19 protein-coding genes are annotated in these 14,953 nt (G+C 64.2%); all 19 read right to left on the reverse strand.

The genetic code is table 11. The annotated features are described in order from the left end of the window. Positions 1–28: 28 nt before the first annotated feature. Positions 29–289 (reverse strand): heavy-metal-associated domain-containing protein, encoded by a 261-nt coding sequence (locus HY028_09160; protein MBI3345003.1) that lies wholly within the window; start codon positions 287–289, stop codon positions 29–31. Positions 290–545: 256 nt separating this feature from the next. Beyond that, positions 546–2,444: an ATP-dependent zinc metalloprotease FtsH gene (hflB, locus tag HY028_09165; GenBank protein ID MBI3345004.1), complete on the reverse strand. Its 1,899-nt coding sequence runs from the start codon at positions 2,442–2,444 to the stop codon at positions 546–548. Positions 2,445–2,537: 93 nt separating this feature from the next. After that, positions 2,538–2,972 (reverse strand): YHS domain-containing protein, encoded by a 435-nt coding sequence (locus HY028_09170; protein MBI3345005.1) that lies wholly within the window; start codon positions 2,970–2,972, stop codon positions 2,538–2,540. 164 nt (positions 2,973–3,136) lie between these two features. Continuing rightward, a complete protein-coding gene (gene zwf, locus HY028_09175) occupies positions 3,137–4,549 on the reverse strand; it encodes a glucose-6-phosphate dehydrogenase (protein MBI3345006.1) in 1,413 nt (470 codons plus the stop codon). Positions 4,550–4,645: 96 nt separating this feature from the next. After that, positions 4,646–5,986 (reverse strand): hypothetical protein, encoded by a 1,341-nt coding sequence (locus HY028_09180; GenBank protein ID MBI3345007.1) that lies wholly within the window; start codon positions 5,984–5,986, stop codon positions 4,646–4,648. Between the two features lie 111 nt (positions 5,987–6,097). After that, positions 6,098–6,700, reverse strand: coding sequence for a cytochrome c (locus tag HY028_09185; protein MBI3345008.1), 603 nt, complete (start codon positions 6,698–6,700; stop codon positions 6,098–6,100). After that, positions 6,690–8,150: an SPW repeat protein gene (locus HY028_09190; protein ID MBI3345009.1), complete on the reverse strand. Its 1,461-nt coding sequence runs from the start codon at positions 8,148–8,150 to the stop codon at positions 6,690–6,692. Before HY028_09190 ends, HY028_09185 begins: the two co-directional genes overlap by 11 nt. Positions 8,151–8,265: 115 nt before the next feature. Next, complete coding sequence (locus HY028_09195; GenBank protein MBI3345010.1) at positions 8,266–9,678, reverse strand: NAD(P)-dependent oxidoreductase; 1,413 nt, start codon at positions 9,676–9,678, stop codon at positions 8,266–8,268. Beyond that, positions 9,675–10,016, reverse strand: a complete 342-nt coding sequence (locus tag HY028_09200) for a hypothetical protein (protein ID MBI3345011.1) — start codon at positions 10,014–10,016, stop codon at positions 9,675–9,677. The genes HY028_09195 and HY028_09200 overlap by 4 nt, the downstream gene beginning before the upstream one ends. Beyond that, positions 10,013–10,219, reverse strand: a complete 207-nt coding sequence (locus HY028_09205) for a thioredoxin family protein (protein ID MBI3345012.1) — start codon at positions 10,217–10,219, stop codon at positions 10,013–10,015. The genes HY028_09200 and HY028_09205 overlap by 4 nt, the downstream gene beginning before the upstream one ends. Positions 10,220–10,276: 57 nt before the next feature. Continuing rightward, positions 10,277–10,498 (reverse strand): heavy-metal-associated domain-containing protein, encoded by a 222-nt coding sequence (locus HY028_09210; protein MBI3345013.1) that lies wholly within the window; start codon positions 10,496–10,498, stop codon positions 10,277–10,279. Positions 10,499–10,610: 112 nt separating this feature from the next. Next, complete coding sequence (locus HY028_09215; GenBank protein MBI3345014.1) at positions 10,611–11,666, reverse strand: sulfite exporter TauE/SafE family protein; 1,056 nt, start codon at positions 11,664–11,666, stop codon at positions 10,611–10,613. 81 nt (positions 11,667–11,747) lie between these two features. Next, complete coding sequence (locus tag HY028_09220; GenBank protein ID MBI3345015.1) at positions 11,748–12,101, reverse strand: DUF1622 domain-containing protein; 354 nt, start codon at positions 12,099–12,101, stop codon at positions 11,748–11,750. A 62-nt stretch (positions 12,102–12,163) separates the two neighbouring features. Then, a complete protein-coding gene (locus HY028_09225) occupies positions 12,164–12,346 on the reverse strand; it encodes a YHS domain-containing protein (protein MBI3345016.1) in 183 nt (60 codons plus the stop codon). A gap of 71 nt (positions 12,347–12,417) precedes the next feature. Beyond that, on the reverse strand, positions 12,418–12,705 hold the full coding sequence (locus HY028_09230; protein MBI3345017.1) for a hypothetical protein: 288 nt from the start codon (positions 12,703–12,705) through the stop codon (positions 12,418–12,420). 55 nt (positions 12,706–12,760) lie between these two features. Next, a complete protein-coding gene (locus HY028_09235) occupies positions 12,761–13,027 on the reverse strand; it encodes a hypothetical protein (GenBank protein ID MBI3345018.1) in 267 nt (88 codons plus the stop codon). Positions 13,028–13,038: 11 nt separating this feature from the next. Next, positions 13,039–13,230 carry a DUF2933 domain-containing protein gene (locus HY028_09240; GenBank protein MBI3345019.1) on the reverse strand — a complete coding sequence of 64 codons (192 nt, stop codon included), beginning with the start codon at positions 13,228–13,230 and terminating at the stop codon, positions 13,039–13,041. 42 nt (positions 13,231–13,272) lie between these two features. Beyond that, positions 13,273–14,586, reverse strand: a complete 1,314-nt coding sequence (locus tag HY028_09245) for a class I SAM-dependent methyltransferase (GenBank protein MBI3345020.1) — start codon at positions 14,584–14,586, stop codon at positions 13,273–13,275. A gap of 114 nt (positions 14,587–14,700) precedes the next feature. Next, on the reverse strand, positions 14,701–14,898 hold the full coding sequence (locus HY028_09250; GenBank protein MBI3345021.1) for a DUF2934 domain-containing protein: 198 nt from the start codon (positions 14,896–14,898) through the stop codon (positions 14,701–14,703). Between the last annotated feature and the right edge of the window lie 55 nt (positions 14,899–14,953).

Genomic DNA, 14,953 nt, shown 5'->3' on the forward strand with positions numbered 1-14,953 from the left:
ACGTTCTTCGGCTCAATCATGGCTTTCCTCACCCGTTGTCCGGCGGGTCCTCGGGCACGCATAGATGCTTCGGCAGCATCTCGCCGGTGCAGTGGTAACCGCACTCGTGCACCCTGGCCTTGATGGTCTTGAGATCGGTGACGGTTTCGTCGTAGACCACCGTCGCGCTGCCGGCGACGTAGTTGACTTCGGCCTTGTATACGCCCGTGAGCTTGGCGAGCTGTTTCTCCACGCCGCGGGCGCTGAGCGCCGAAATCATCCCCCCGACTTCGATGGTGACAGTTTTCATGATATAACCTCCGTGTGTAGGTGACGCAACCGGGTAAAAATGCTCTTCCCTGCCAGACTGCGCCATGTCCGATGGGCCAAGAAATTCCGCGGAAGCTTTTTCCGATTCCTCCCCAAGGACATCACAGCTTTCCGGAGCGGGAAATCCTGTGCGCGAGACGCCAGGTAAACCACAACGCGAGCGCATAATCCGCGGCGGCAAGCGCCGGCATTTCGCCGAGGCGCGGCCCGTCCGCCGATGTCTACAATGCTGGTTTTCATGCCGGTCTCTTCTCGACCGCTGTCGCCGCCGCGATGTTTTCCGCCGTCGGCGACCACAGGCGGCGGAGATCCTCCTCGCCCAGCGTCTCGCGGGCGAGCAATTCGCGCGCGCCGCGCTCGAGCGCCTCGCGCTGGGCGCGCAGGATCGCGAGCGCCTTCTCGAACGCCGCCTGCACGAGCTCGCGCACCGCATTGTCGATCTCGCGCGCCGTGTCCTCGCCGTAGTCGCGCGTGGCCGGCGGCATCCCGGGCACCTGCAGGAAGGCCGGGCGCTCGGCCTCGTAGGCGACGTGCCCAAGCTTCGCGTGCATACCGTAGCGCATGACCATGGCGCGCGCAATGTCGGTCACCTTGGCGAGATCGTCGGCCGCGCCGGTGGACAAATGCTCGAACACGAGCTGCTCCGCGGCGCGACCGCCGAGCAGCACCGCCATCTTGTTCTCCAGTTCCGCGCGCGTCATGAGGTAGCGGTCCTCGGTCGGGCGCTGAATGGTGTAGCCGAGCGCGCCGATGCCGCGCGGGATGATAGAGACTTTGTGCACCGGGTCGGCGCCGGGCAGGGATTGCGCCACGAACGCATGGCCCATCTCGTGAAAGGCCACGACCTCGCGCTCCTTCGGGTTGAGCAGGCGGTTCTTCTTTTCGAGACCGGCGACGATGCGCTCGATGGCGCGCGTGAAGTCGTCCATGGCGACGGCCTCGGCGCCGCGGCGCGTGGCGAGCAGCGCCGCCTCGTTCACCAGATTGGCGAGATCGGCGCCGGTGAAGCCGGGCGTGAGCGCGGCGACCTGCTCCGGATCGACATCGGCGGCCAGATGCACCTTCTTCGAATGTACCCTGAGGATGTCCATGCGCCCTTTCTTGTCCGGGCGGTCCACCAGCACCTGGCGGTCGAAGCGCCCGGCGCGCAGCAGCGCGGGATCGAGAATCTCCGGGCGGTTGGTGGCGGCGAGCAGCACCAGCCCCTGGCTCGGGTCGAAGCCGTCCATCTCGGACAGCAACTGGTTGAGCGTCTGCTCCTTCTCGTCGTGCCCGCCGGCGAGCGGGTAGGCCCCGCGCGCCCGCCCGAGGGCGTCGAGCTCGTCGATGAAGATGATTGCCGGGGCCTTGCCGCGCGCCTGTTCGAACAGGTCGCGCACACGCGCCGCGCCCACGCCGACGAACATTTCCACGAACTCCGAACCGCTGATGGAGAAGAACGGCACGCTCGCCTCGCCCGCCACCGCGCGCGCGAGCAGGGTCTTGCCGGTGCCGGGCGGGCCGACCAGCAGCACGCCCTTGGGCATGCGCGCGCCGAGCTTGCCGTATTCCTTCGGGTTTTTGAGGAACTCGATGATTTCCTTCAGCTCCTCCTTGGCCTCGTCCACCCCGGCGACGTCGTCGAAGCTCACGCCGGTCCGCTGCTCCATATAGACCTTGGCCTTGCTCTTGCCGATCTCCATGAAGCCGCCGGCCGCGCCGCCCATGCGCTTCATGAGCAGGCCCCAGATGGCGACGAAGATGACGGCGGGCAGAATCCAGGAGAGCAGCGTGGAGAACCACTTGCTCTCGATCTGGCCGGCGAAGCGCACCCTGGCCGCTTCGATCTCCTTGACGAGGCCGGGGTCCTCCACCCGTACCGTGACGAAACGGTGCTCCTTGCCTTCTCCTGCGCGCTTGAGTTCCTCGATCTGTTTCTTCGGCAGCAGCCCCTCGAGCCCGTCGGGCTTGAGCGTGCCGCTGATCGTGCGCTCGCCGATGGCGATGTTCTCGATCTTGCCGGCCTTGAGCAGCGCCTTGAATTCGTTGTAGGCGAGGTTCGCGGCGTGCGGGCCGAACAGGAAGTTCTGCATCGCCAAGATCGCCAGGAATACGATCAGGAAGTACCAGAGGGAAAACTGCTGCTGCTTCTCCATATCGCCTCCACTTCATGTCCTAAGGAACCCCTCAACAAATGGCAGCCGCCATCAGCTTGCGTCCCGGGGCCGCCAGCGCGACCCCTTAACCCGTCAGCAGCCGCGGCCCCTGCGTGGGCGATCGTGCGGAGCTTCGGCCGAACGCACCGGATAGCCCTCCGCCTTCTGGGCATACTCCTGCGGCGCGGCTTCGAAGCGGTCGCGGTTCTCCTTGGACGCGAAGTAATAGATCTTTCCCTGGTAAACGGACGTCAGCGCGTGCGCCGTACGCACCGCTTCGCCGCCGACCGGATCGACGGCCGCCTCCGGCGCGTTTGCCGCGGCGGGACGATCCGGCTGCTCGACGCGATCCCCGTGGCCGCCGCCTCCGGCGTGCCCACCGTGCCCGCCATGCCTCAGGCCTCCCAGCAGGCCGCCGAGACCGCGGCCGTGCCCGCCCGCATGACCGCCCAGACCCCCGCGGAAAAAATAAAACGCGGCGCCGATCGCGAGGACAACCCAAACCCAGTTCTGTGATAACCAGTTCATGACATGTCTCCTTGTTCGCGGCCTGGCGTCAATCGATCCGCCAACCATCGTGCCCGACCCGCCGGCTGCGCTCTTTACTCTGGATCAAAATACTCCCGATCGAACGGCGAGTCGAGCAGCGTGTTGTTCCACATCCAGCAGGAACACCACCGCGTTCGCCGATGTCATGCGGCCGTCGGCTCCGGCTGGGGGTTGTGCCAGCTTCCATCCGCCGCCATGAGTCCGTCCGCCTCCTTCGGCCCCCAACTGCCGCGCTCGTACGGCAGCGCTCGAGGATGCGTCACCAGGACCGGATCGACCACCGCCCAGGCGGCCTCGATCGAATCCTCGCGGGCGAAGAGCGCGCCGTTGCCGGCCAGGGCGTCTCCCAGGAGCCGCTCGTAGGGCGCTTCCTCGTCCGGGTGCTCATGCAGCAGGTAGAGCTCGCGCTGCTCGCCCACGAACTCCTTGCCTGCCCGCTTGACCCGTACCGCAATGCCGATGGCGTGGCTCGGCGAGAGCCGGAAGCGCACGTAATTGGCGCGGCCGTCCGCCGGCCAGGAATCGGCGAACAGCCGCTGCGGCGGCGGCTTCAGCTCCACCAGGACCTCGGCTGCGGTGTTCGCCAGGCATTTACCGGAGCGCAGGTACCACGGCACCCCTTCCCAGCGCCACGAATCGATGTGGAGCCGCAGGGCGGCGAAGGTCTCGACGTCGGAATCCTGCGCGACGCCCGGCTCCGCGCGGTAGCCGGCGTATTGGCCGCGCACCAGGTTGGCGGGCTCGAGCGGGCGCATCGCCTGGAACACCTTGGCCTTCTCGACGTGTACCGAGCCGTAGCCGCGCGTGGCCGGCGGCTCCATGGCGAGCAGCGCGACGATCTGAAACAGGTGGTTCTGCACCACGTCGCGCAGGCAGCCGACGCTCTCGTAAAACCGGCCGCGACCCTCCACGCCGAAATCCTCGGCCAGCGTGATCTGCACGCCGGCCACGCAGTCGCGGTTCCAGATCGGCTCCAGGAACGAATTGGCGAAGCGGAAATAGAGGATGTCCATGATCGCCTCTTTCCCGAGGAAGTGGTCGATGCGGAAGATCGCCTCTTCCGGGAATGCCGAGCGCGCGACGCGGTTGATCTCGCGCGCCGAGGCGAGATCGCGGCCGAACGGCTTTTCGAGGATGACGCGCGCCCCGTCGGCCAGGCCCGCGACGACGAGCCCTTGGATCACCGTCTGGAACAGCGCGGGCGGGATGGCGAGGTAGTGCGCCGGGCGCCGGGCATTCCCCAGCGCGCTTTTTATCGCCGCGAACGTGGCCGCGTCGTTGTAGTCGCCGCTCACGTACTCGAGCCGGGAGAGCAGATGGTCGAGGGCCGGCGGGTCATCGATCCGGCCGGATTGCTCGATACTCTCGGTCGCCCGTCGGCGCAGCTGCGCCGAGCTCCACGTCGAGGTGGCGACGCCGACCACCGGGGCGCTGAGGACGCCGCGCTGCGCCAGCGCGTAGAGCGCCGGGAAGATCTTCTTGCGGGCGAGATCGCCGGTCACGCCGAAGAGCACCAGAGCGTCCGAGCGCGCCGCGTCGCCGTTCGTGTTGTCCATCTTGCCTTCCTCCTTTCTATAGCCCAGACCTATGATATGAACTGGACTCGGTTGTGAGGGCAGGTCACCTCGTTTCTGCGCTTGAAAACAGCGCGCTCACAGCAGGAACCAGACGAGCAGGAAGACGCTGTTGTTGTCGCTGGCGTCGCGGCCGAAGCCGTCGTAGTTGTCGCCGGCCCCGTTGAAGCGCGTGTACCCGGTGTAGCGCAGCGCGAACTTCGCGTGCTGCACCACGGGCATCCAGTCCACGTCGGCGAGGTAGTTCAGCTCCACGATCCAGCCGCGGCTGTCGGGACGGCCGTTGATGCTGCCCGTGACCGGCGTGCCGCTGTTGTAGCGCAGGTCGTCCGCGTCGCCCTGGGTGTCGAAGTACTGCAGGATGCCGGCATAGGTCCCGCGATACAGATAATGGACGTCGGCGCGGAAGGTCTTCAGGACCGCCGACGGATTCGAGGCCAGCCCGCCGGCGAAGCTCGCGTTCCATTCCTGCCTTTCGCGTATCCAGGTCGCGGCTGCCGAGAACACGTGGTCGCCCGCGATGTACTGGTACTGCCCGTCCAGCGCGACATCGCGGAAGCGGTCGGCGCCGAGGCCGGGCTCGTCGGCCTCGGCGTCGATCTTGGCCACCAGGCCGTACGTGCCGACGGCGAAACTGTGCGGCCCCGTTTCCCGCTGCAGGGCCAGGCGCCAGTACGGCGCGGTCCCGCGCACGACGTTCTCCACCGTGACGCCCGCTGCTAGCGGGCGGAACAGGCTCGTGTTCGCCCGGCGATAGACGGCGAGCTCGGCATAGAGCAGCTGGTTCCACAAACCGTAGACGCCGACGCCGCTCACCTGGCTCGCCAAGCGCATGTCGACCACGGTGCTGGCGGCGGGCATCACCGATACCGAACCGGTGTGCGGGAACGACCACGCGGGCGTGCTGTTGTAGATGTCGGACAGCGTCGGATTGTTGTTCAGGGTGACGCCGTAGAGCAGCTTTCCTCCTCCCAGCGTCGCACTGCCGGCATAGCGCGCATCGAACATCTCCATGGCCCATTGCCGCTCCACACCATCGTAGCTGTACTGCACCAGCGCGCCCGACCGGTCGGTGATCCTGCCGCCGTAGTAGAGACCCGCGGCCTGGACGAGGAGGTCCCGGTCGCGCGGGAAATCTTCGTCCGTGGCGCCGCCGGTGCCGGTGCTCCGCGTGGACGTCCGCGAGAGCTGGAGCAGCGCCGCGATGGGTACCTTGTCGAAAAACGGGGCGTCGTCCGGCTTGGGGCTGCTCTTGCTGTAGCCGCCGAGCTTGAACTGCCGGCCATCCGCATTGAGCATGGGATAGACCGTATGGCAGTCGCCGCACTCCTCGCCCGTCTGGCGCGCCATGCTCGGCACCGCCGATGCACCGCTCGAGTAAAGAAGCGTCAGCAGCGGCAGCGCAAGCAGCGCCGCGATCCATGTCACCGGTGATGCAAATCTTGCACTCGGCTCATACATATCGATCTCCTTCTCCATCAGGAATGGACTAATTTGGAATCCAGCGTTCCGCCACCACGTCCCCATGGCTCACCGTGTACCGTTCTTTGACGGAACACGCCGATCCAGCGCGTCGTAATCCGCGGCTTTCATGTTCGGCGACGTCCTCATGAACGCCACCACGTCCCAGATATCCGGGTCGTTGAGGGATGAGCCCCAGGCGGGCATGCCGGTGAACCGGATGCCGTTCCTGGTCACCCAGAACAGTTCCGCGTCGGTCATGTCTTCCACCAGCTCGGCCAGCGCGGGCGCTTCCGGATTGAGCCCCTTCGTCATCATCGTCGCCGGCCGGCCGGGCGGGGTGTGGCACATGGCGCACGCCTCGCGGAAAATGCGAAACCCGTTTTCCACCTGTTCCGCCCCGCCCGACGCTGGCGCCTGAATGTCGCGCGCATGGCGTCTTATGGACGCTTCGCGCGTGGTAATCAGCACCCAGCGCAGGGGCGCCGCGTCGGTGACCGTTGCGGCCACGTTGAAGACGCCCGAGTAAATTACCGCGGCTGCCCCGAGCACGCCGAGCACGATGAAGACTCCCAATGTAACGAGGACAGATTTCATGATCTTTCTCCCAGTTAAAGTATCGATTTTATGACGATTGCCCGCGACATCCAGGAAGCGGCTGTTAAACGACATATCGGTCCCAACCCGCATACGAATCCTTGATCAGCCCGCGCGGGATCGAGAGCGCGATCAGCAGCGCCCCGCCGATGACGCCGTTCCAGGCCGCGAGCGGCGAGCCCGCGCCGTCGAGCAGCCACGGCGCCGCGATCAGCCAGGCGCCGAACGCGACGTTGATGAAGCGCGCCGCGCGCATGACCTCGGCGAGCGCCATGATCGAGAACACCACCACCAGCGAGCCGACCAGGTGATCGCTGTCGGCCATGTCGCCCGAGTTGCCGAAGCTGAGGCGCGTGAACATGAACGAGATGCCGATCGCGACGCTCACCAGCAGCATCCAGGGGAAGCTTATGCCGCGCCCGGCTTCCACGGTCATCTCGCGCACCGTTCCGAGCAGCCCCTTGGAGGTGTCGTCGGCGCCGCCCTCCATCGCGTCGCCCATCCAGAAGGTGCGCCAGAACGGCTTGCCCTTGCGGCGCGCCCAAAGCAGGAACTGACCCATCGCCACGAACTCGTCGAGCTGGTACGGGATCATCACCGTCATGGCGAGCGCTGCGACGAGGCACAGCGTGCACCAGGTGCCGATCACGATCGGCTGGATGATGATGAAGTAGATGCTCACCACGCCGAGTGGCACGATCAGGATGGTGATCCCGAGCACCATCCACGGCATGGTGCGCCAGCGGTCCTTGCCACCCATCCAGGTCATCGCCAGCTCGAGCATGTAGACGATGGCGCCGAGCGCCCCGTCGGGGATCAGCCAGGCCTTGGACACGCTCGAGGTGATGATCGTCTCGGTGCCGTTCATCATGCCCTTCATCTCGCCGCTGCCGGCGAAGAACGGCTCCCACACCGTATCGATATGGCCGAGTTGATAGGCCCCGAGGACGCGCGCGATGAAAAACCCGATCAGCGCGAGCACGGCGATCGGCATGCGCTGCAGCCAGCTCGCCGGCGTATACGCCCACCCCGGCGGGACGTCGGGCTTGCCCATCATGCCCTCCATGCTCATGCCCGGCATCATCGGCACCAGCACGGAGAACGCGATCACCAGCGAGCCGATCAGCGTGTCGTTGGCGTAGGCCTCGGGCAGCGGCGTCCAGAACACCAGCGGCGCGAACAGCAGCCAGAAGCCGACCAAGGCGTTGGCCCACTGCGCCCACGGGTAGCGGCGCGACGAATTGGCGGACAGCAGGCTGAAGACGATTACCAGCACGCCGCTCACGACATCGCTCCAGGTCACCGCCAGGTTGCGGAACTCGAACGACGGCAGCCCGCGTTCGGCCATCACCCGCAACTGGTTGGCGTCGGGGACGAAGTCGCTCAGGTAACCGAGCGTGAACGGGCTGGTCAGCAGCCAGAAGCCGAGCATCAGGTTGAGGTAGTGCGGCCAGAGCAGCTTGCGATGGTCCTCGACCATCATGTCGCCGTGCTCCCCCGCCGCGCCGCGCGGCACCAGCGCCATGCCGCACTTGGGGCAGTTGCCCGGTTCGCGGCTCGCCACCTCGGGGTGCATCGGGCAGGTGTACTCGACCGCCTGCCCGGGCGGCGTCATGTCGCCATGACCGGCATTAGGGTGCTCATGCATGGCCTTCCCCCGGAATCTGGCGCAGCTCGAGCGGCATGCCACACTTGGGGCAGCGGCCCGGTTCGCCGCTCGCCACCTCGGGATGCATCGGGCAGGTGCACGCGAGCGCCTCCGCCGGCAGCGTCGTGGGTTCCAGGGCCAGGCCGCAGCGCGGGCAGTTTCCGGGCGTAGACTGGCCGACCTCCGGGTGCATGGGACAAACATGCACGAGCCGGCCCGGCGCGGCGGCCAGCGTACCCGCGCCGTGCGCGTGTACATGCCCCGACGCGGGCGCGGGCTCGGCCGCGCGTGCGGCGGCCGGGGCGTGCGCCGCCGCCTGCTTCTCGCGCTCCGCCTGCTTCTTCAAAGACGATGGCGGCTCGAGGCCGTGTTCGCGGTACCAGCCGATGGGATCGGCTTCCAGCGCCGCGACCATCTTCGGCATCGTCTGTCGCAACGAGCGCTTCGGATGCCAATCGAGAAGCGTGCGGGCACGCGTGATGTCGAGGGCGTAGTGGTCGTTGGCCCGGTCGATCATCCACGGCTTGATGAACTGCTCCGGGCCGGGCAGGTGGTCCTGAATCCAGGCGCCCACCTTCGCGATCAGCCCGGGTACGCTTTGGGTCTCCGTGGACTTCTTGTGCAGCAGGCGCATGAACGTGTGCTGCAGCTCGTCGTAGCTCAGCGTCTCCGGCTCGCCGATGAGGATCGCCGTCTCCGGCGGCAGTTGCGCGCGGCGCTCGATGGCGCGCTCGATCGCGTCGACCACGTCGTCCAGGTGGACGTAGGCCTGGCCGTGCGAGGTCTCGCCGGAATAAAGATGGCCGGCGAGCTGCCCCTCGTAGATGCGCTGTATCTGGTGCGCGAGCGGTGGCGAGTGGCAGACGTCGTCGTAGACGCCGGCGAAGCGCAGGATCACGGCGGGAATCGCGCCGCGCTCCGCCCGGATGAGCGCCTCGGTGCGCACCTTCGACTCCGGGTAGGCCCAGGTCGGCCCGAGCGGCCAGTCCTCGGTGATGAACTGCCCCGGCTCGCCGGGCGCATGCACAAGCATGGTGCTCGAGAAGATGAACTGCTCGACCTCGAAGCCCGCGCGCAGCCCGCGCAACAGGCGTCGCGTGCCCTCGACCGTGATCTCGTCGTATTTCGGGCTCGGCTTGCCGAGGAAGTCGTAGTAGGCGGCCAGGTGCACCACGGTGGCGATGTGCGTGCCGTGGTGCTCGCGCAGGAGGCGCAGTCCTTGGCGTACGCTGTCATCGGAAGCGATATCGACCGGCATGCGCACGCAGTCGGACGGCGCCGGAGTGGGCGCGTTGCGGTCGAGGCCCACGACATCGCTGAAGCGCCCGGTCAGTCGCCGCATCACCGCGCTGCCGATTCGTCCGTTGCAGCCGGTGATCAGGATAATGTTTCTTTCTGGTTTCATGGATGTAGCTCCCCTAAGTTAGTAAGAACGCCTAACAAAATGAGAGGGTGGCGTAGGGTGCGTCCCACCTGTTTGTCTTTGATAGTGACCTTGCGGATCCACTGGGCGTCGGTCGCCGGCCGTCCGTGGCCGTGGACGCCGTTCTCCACGAAGCAGGCCTCGACACAGGCGGTGCAGCCGTCCACGCACTGGTTGACATCGATCAGCAGCCCCCAGCGGTTCAGGCTACTCGCGGCCTCTTCGGGGGAGCGCGCCCGGGTGAGCTCGATCAGGCGCAGGCCGGGACCGGTTGCGGCGGCCGCGGTCAGGTTCAGGAAATCGCGTCGGTTCAGGTTCATGGTGTTACCTCTTTGTCTGATAGCGCCTTCAGGCGTGCGCGGAACACCGTCTCGTCGAGTCCGCCAGTGTACTCGAGCCCGCCGTCGATCACGATGCCGGGCGAGGACAGGACGCGGTATTTCTGCAATATCTCCGGCTGCTGCGTCACGTCGAGGTACGTCACCTTCAGGTCCGGGAAGTCCGGCTGCACCTTCTCGATCACCTTACTTGGCTTTGGCGCACTGCACGCAGTTCGGCACGGTGAGGAAGATCACGTCGATCATGCGCCCTCCTTGAGCCGGTAGCCCAGCCCTTCGAGCGCCTTGTTCATCTCCGCCGGGCCGATCTGGGCGTCGTCGTACTCGACCTCCGCGCTGCGCGTGTCGTAGTCCGCATGCGCGAATTTCACCCCCTGCACGGCCTTGAGCATCATGCCGGTCGAGACGGCGCAGGCGCCGCAGTGCATGCCCTCCACCCGGAACATCTTCCGTACGATGGTCATATCCTTCCTCCTAGAAAGTGGCCAGCAGGTAACCGAAAAAAATCCCGGCCAGGAACACGAACAACACCCCGAGCACGAGGTTCTTTCTCTCCATTTCGATCTTCATGCGTCCTCACATCGCCTTGATGCCGACCGGGATCAGGGCCAGCCCCCAGATGACGAAGATGATCAGCACCGTCCACACTTCGCGGGTGATGCGCCGCTCATTCTTCCACCAGTACCAGAACAGCACGCCGAGGGTGAGTGCGAAATTGGCCCAGGCGCCCCACGCCACGAATGGCACCTTCTGCTCGATCCCCTCGATCGGGATGTCGGCCTCGGCCAGCCGCGCGCCGCCGAGGCGCTCCACGAGCATGTTCAAGCCTTCGTGAAACACGCCGCCTTCGTACCACAGGTGACCGAAGACGCCATTCAAGGTGATGAAGGAGGCCAAAGCGACCAGCGACCAGCCGATGAACTTGTCCACCGCCGCCTTACGCTTGAGCAAACCGGGCAATGCGTTCACGCCGAGGATGCCGAGCACCGACAAAAACACCAGCGGCAGCGCCCGGCCGACGCCGTTGATCCCCATCAGCCAGAAGCCGTCCCAGGGGTTGCCGGTACCGGCGATATAAATCAGCAGCACATAGGTGATGGGATTGGGGCAGCCGACGCCGGCATTGCCGAGGAACAGGCCGAGGAAGAACACCTTGAGGTAGTCGGAGCGCTCCTCGATCCACTTCGGCGTGCGCGTGTAGGCGGGCAACTCGAAACGGATGAGCTTGAGCTCGGACAGCCCGAACAGCAGCGCCGCGACGCCGGCCAGCACGTACATGATGCGCGTGGCCTGATCGAGTCCGAGGTACTTGCCGAGCACGGCCACCGCCGCGCCGTAGAACGCCAGGGTGATGACGAGCCCGAGGCCGAACAGGAGCGCCATCGTCAGTCCCTTGCGGTAACCCATCCCCATGCTCATGGGCACGATGACGAAGGCCAGCGGCAGGGTGCAGGGCAGGAAGATATTGGACACGCCGCCGGCGAAGGACAGTGTCGCGGTCGCCGCCGTGGTGGTGCTGGTGGCGAGATAGACCAGCGCGATGATGATGACCGACAACAGCACGAAGGCGGTGCTGACGAAGAACACGCGCATCCGCTTTTCCGCGTCGGTCAACGTGTTATCGGCATCCATGAAAATCTCCTTTTTATTATCGGTATTTCACGCCACGGACGATTCCGTGGCGTACTTTTCCAGGGTCATGCCACAGCCAAGTCACGCATTACCCTGTCTCGCTCCCCGGCTCAGCTCCAGGTTCAGGAAGTAGACGATCACCGTACGGATCACCACGATGCCGCCGAGGATCGCCAGCGAGTTCCAGGTCGGCACCACGATGGTCTGGACGATGTCGCCAGCCAGAAAGAACTCGAGTCCGAGCACCATCTTCTCGCCCATCGCAAGGCGGATGGCGCCCAGGTACTTGCGCATCGGGCGCTGCGTCGCCAACAACCAGCCGCGCTGCGCCAGACCCATGAACGCCTCCAGGACGCCCCACAACACCGCGACGATGCCCAGGGCCTCGATCCAGGGGACGACGTAACCCACCCATTGAACCAGCAGTTCATGCATATCTCACCCGAATCAAATCCCATGGCTGCTTCCCCCCGCGCCGTCCAGCCGCGCGAACACCGCTAAACTGGGCGCGGCGGCGCGCGGTCGCCGTGGGGGGCGGCGCCCGCATACTTCTGCGGCTCCTCGGTAAACGCCTTGTGACAGGCCGCGGAGCAGAAATAGTACATCTGCCCGTCATAGTCCGCCTTGGCCGCCGCCTTGGCCGGCTCCACCTGCATCTTGCATACTGGATCGATTGTCATGTTCCACCTCCTATTCAAGTTCAAAGAAACCCATGTTCGGGTCGCCGTTTTGAAGGCGAGCCTGCCGTCTATCACGCCGCCCCGCCCTGCTGCTGCACCGCCCGGATACGTCGTCCCAGTTCGCGCATGGCTTCGGGGAGCGTCGCGCCTTTCGCCACGAGCACTTTCACGAATTCCGCCTTGGCCAGAACGCCGACGATCTCCTCCGTCCGGCCCGACGGCTCGCACACGTTCGCACCCTCATCGAGCTGCTCGCGGATGCAGGCTTCGATCTCATCCGGGCTGAAGCGCTGCGCCAGCGCGCGGATCTCCGCCAGGTGAAGATCCGGGTGTGGCGATCGGGTATCGTCAGTCGTCATCTTCATTACCTCCTCGGGTCAAGGATGACCAGCCTTCATCGGGCTCTCCATCCGGCTATGGCCGGGCGTCACCCCAGCGCCGCTGGAGAAAATTGTAGATCGGCACGTACACCAGCCCGGCATATACGCCGTACAAAAAACTCTCCGCGAGCCCCAGCAGGAAGCCCCACCAGGTGAGCCACTTGAACGCCGGCAGCACTTGCTCGAGAAACGCATGCATGTGCAGGCTTTCTGGCGTGACCACGCCGTAGATCACACACACGATAAAAGTGACCGCGCCCCATAATCCGAGCGCCCAGGAAACGAGCTTGATGTTCAGCATGTCGATCCTCCTCAATGTTGATGGCCTTGCGGCTTGTCCTTGCCCGGTTGTGCGCCGTCTGCGGGGCGTTGCTCGTCCCCGCCGCCACAACCGCCCCCACCACGGCCGCCATGTCCTCCATGGCCGCCGTGACCAAAAAGATGCATGCCGATAAACAGAACTAAAAATAAAACCCATATCCAGTTCTGCGTTAGCCATTCCATGATATATCTCCGTTAGTAATCCATTATGTTGCCGCTATTGATTCAGCATGGCGCTCGATAGAGATCGCGCCGCGTGAGCGGAACCGGGTTGGAAAAAGGTGCGCGCTTGGAAGCCAGTATTTGATATATCCCGGTATTGCCTTCTTCAAACTGCATGGCGCAAGCCGCCATATACAGCCGCCAGATACGATAGACGGGTTCGGTCACATACTTCAGGGCTTCTTCGTGGCGCTCATCCAGGCGTCTTACCCACTCGCGTAGCGTCAGCGCGTAGTGCTGCCTGAGACCTTCAACGTCGTGAATCTCGAAATCCGCACCTTCCATGATTTGCTGCACCGTTCCGACAGTCTCGAGCTGTCCGTCAGGAAACACATAGCGATTGATGAATTCGGTCGAAACAGTTTTCTTCCAACCACCTTCATCGCTGGTGATGCCGTGGTTGAGGAATAGGCCGCCAGGTCTGAGCAGCCGGTGGGCAATTGCAAAGTAGGCCGGCAAGTTTTTCAAGCCGACGTGCTCGAACATGCCGACGCTGACGAGCTTGTCGTAGCGGGCTTCGTCCTGGAGATCGCGGTAATCGAGCATCTCGACGGAAACTTTATGTTCCAAGCCGCGCTGCTTGATCATACTTTGAACATAGTCATACTGATTTTGGCTTAGCGTAATGCCCTGTGCGCTCGCGCCGTATTGTTCCGCAGCCCAGCAGATCAGTGCGCCCCAGCCGCAGCCGATGTCGAGCAGCCGCTCGCCGGGTTTGAGCCGCAATTTGCGGCAAATGTGGTCAAGCTTGTTACGCTGCGCTTGCTCCAGGCTCTGGCCGGCATCCTCGTAATAAGCGCAGGAATAGACCCTCTGTTCGTCCAGCCACAGCGCATAGAAATCGTTGGAAACGTCATAGTGAAAGGAGATGGCTTGGCGATTGAGTTCTTTGCTGGGACTGATGCCCAGTTTTTGCCTGAGGGTTTTTGCCCACTTGGGTGCGTTACTGCCGTTTGATGCAGTTTTGTCTGGTTTAATCCTAAATGCCTTAGCCGCAAGGGCGGCCTTCTCTATCACGGACAGTTGCAATGAAGCCAGATGGTGACGCAGTTTGAGGGCGCTGTAGAGGTTACCGTCAATGTCAATGAGTCCTTGAAAATAAGATTCAACGAGACGTAACGGATTGCGCGACAGGACGACATCCTGAAAAGCTTTTGCAGACCGGAAGGTCAACGAAAACGCCGGGTGGCCGCGGCCCAGATGCACTTCGGAACCGTCCCACAGGCAGATGCTTATACGTCCGTCGAAATCCCGGAACAGGCGATACAGGATATGTTTTGCCAGCTCGATGCTTGAGCTTGCAGGCTGCAAAGCTATTTCCGAAGAGGTTGACACTTCACTGAACTCCTTTCTCAATTGGTTAGGGAGTCTCTGATCAAGTTCGGTCGGGTTACGGCCTGATGCCTAACCCGACCAGCACTCAATTGCGGGCTAGAGCTTCCCCTCAGCCAGCAACCGATCGATTTCCGCTTCCGCAGCCAGCCAATTCTCTAAATCACAACCGCTATTGAATCCACCGCTCTCAGCGATATAATAAGCCGCAACCTCAATGTGGTGCTGGCGTTGCTCTTCGGTCAGCTGGGTATCGGCTTTGGCTTTGCCGCTCTCGGACTTGGTATGGGTACTCATGGTTTGTCTCCTTCGTTCACTACTGTTCGGTTAACTGAAGGTGTGTCACGATCAC

Source organism: Gammaproteobacteria bacterium (genome assembly GCA_016195665.1).
Lineage (GTDB): Bacteria > Pseudomonadota > Gammaproteobacteria > SURF-13 > SURF-13 > JACPZD01.

Bases quoted from the DNA above. Each gene is read 5' to 3' on its own strand.
- HY028_09160 (MBI3345003.1), bottom strand. From the start codon at position 289: ATGAAAACTGTCACCATCGAAGTCGGGGGGATGATTTCGGCGCTCAGC.
- hflB (MBI3345004.1), bottom strand. From the start codon at position 2,444: ATGGAGAAGCAGCAGCAGTTTTCCCTCTGGTACTTCCTGATCGTATTC.
- HY028_09170 (MBI3345005.1), bottom strand. From the start codon at position 2,972: ATGAACTGGTTATCACAGAACTGGGTTTGGGTTGTCCTCGCGATCGGC.
- zwf (MBI3345006.1), bottom strand. From the start codon at position 4,549: ATGGACAACACGAACGGCGACGCGGCGCGCTCGGACGCTCTGGTGCTC.
- HY028_09185 (MBI3345008.1), bottom strand. From the start codon at position 6,700: ATGTCGTTTAACAGCCGCTTCCTGGATGTCGCGGGCAATCGTCATAAA.
- HY028_09190 (MBI3345009.1), bottom strand. From the start codon at position 8,150: ATGGCGCTGGTGCCGCGCGGCGCGGCGGGGGAGCACGGCGACATGATG.
- HY028_09195 (MBI3345010.1), bottom strand. From the start codon at position 9,678: ATGAAACCAGAAAGAAACATTATCCTGATCACCGGCTGCAACGGACGA.
- HY028_09200 (MBI3345011.1), bottom strand. From the start codon at position 10,016: ATGAACCTGAACCGACGCGATTTCCTGAACCTGACCGCGGCCGCCGCA.
- HY028_09210 (MBI3345013.1), bottom strand. From the start codon at position 10,498: ATGACCATCGTACGGAAGATGTTCCGGGTGGAGGGCATGCACTGCGGC.
- HY028_09215 (MBI3345014.1), bottom strand. From the start codon at position 11,666: ATGGATGCCGATAACACGTTGACCGACGCGGAAAAGCGGATGCGCGTG.
- HY028_09220 (MBI3345015.1), bottom strand. From the start codon at position 12,101: ATGCATGAACTGCTGGTTCAATGGGTGGGTTACGTCGTCCCCTGGATC.
- HY028_09225 (MBI3345016.1), bottom strand. From the start codon at position 12,346: ATGACAATCGATCCAGTATGCAAGATGCAGGTGGAGCCGGCCAAGGCG.
- HY028_09230 (MBI3345017.1), bottom strand. From the start codon at position 12,705: ATGACGACTGACGATACCCGATCGCCACACCCGGATCTTCACCTGGCG.
- HY028_09235 (MBI3345018.1), bottom strand. From the start codon at position 13,027: ATGCTGAACATCAAGCTCGTTTCCTGGGCGCTCGGATTATGGGGCGCG.
- HY028_09240 (MBI3345019.1), bottom strand. From the start codon at position 13,230: ATGGAATGGCTAACGCAGAACTGGATATGGGTTTTATTTTTAGTTCTG.
- HY028_09250 (MBI3345021.1), bottom strand. From the start codon at position 14,898: ATGAGTACCCATACCAAGTCCGAGAGCGGCAAAGCCAAAGCCGATACC.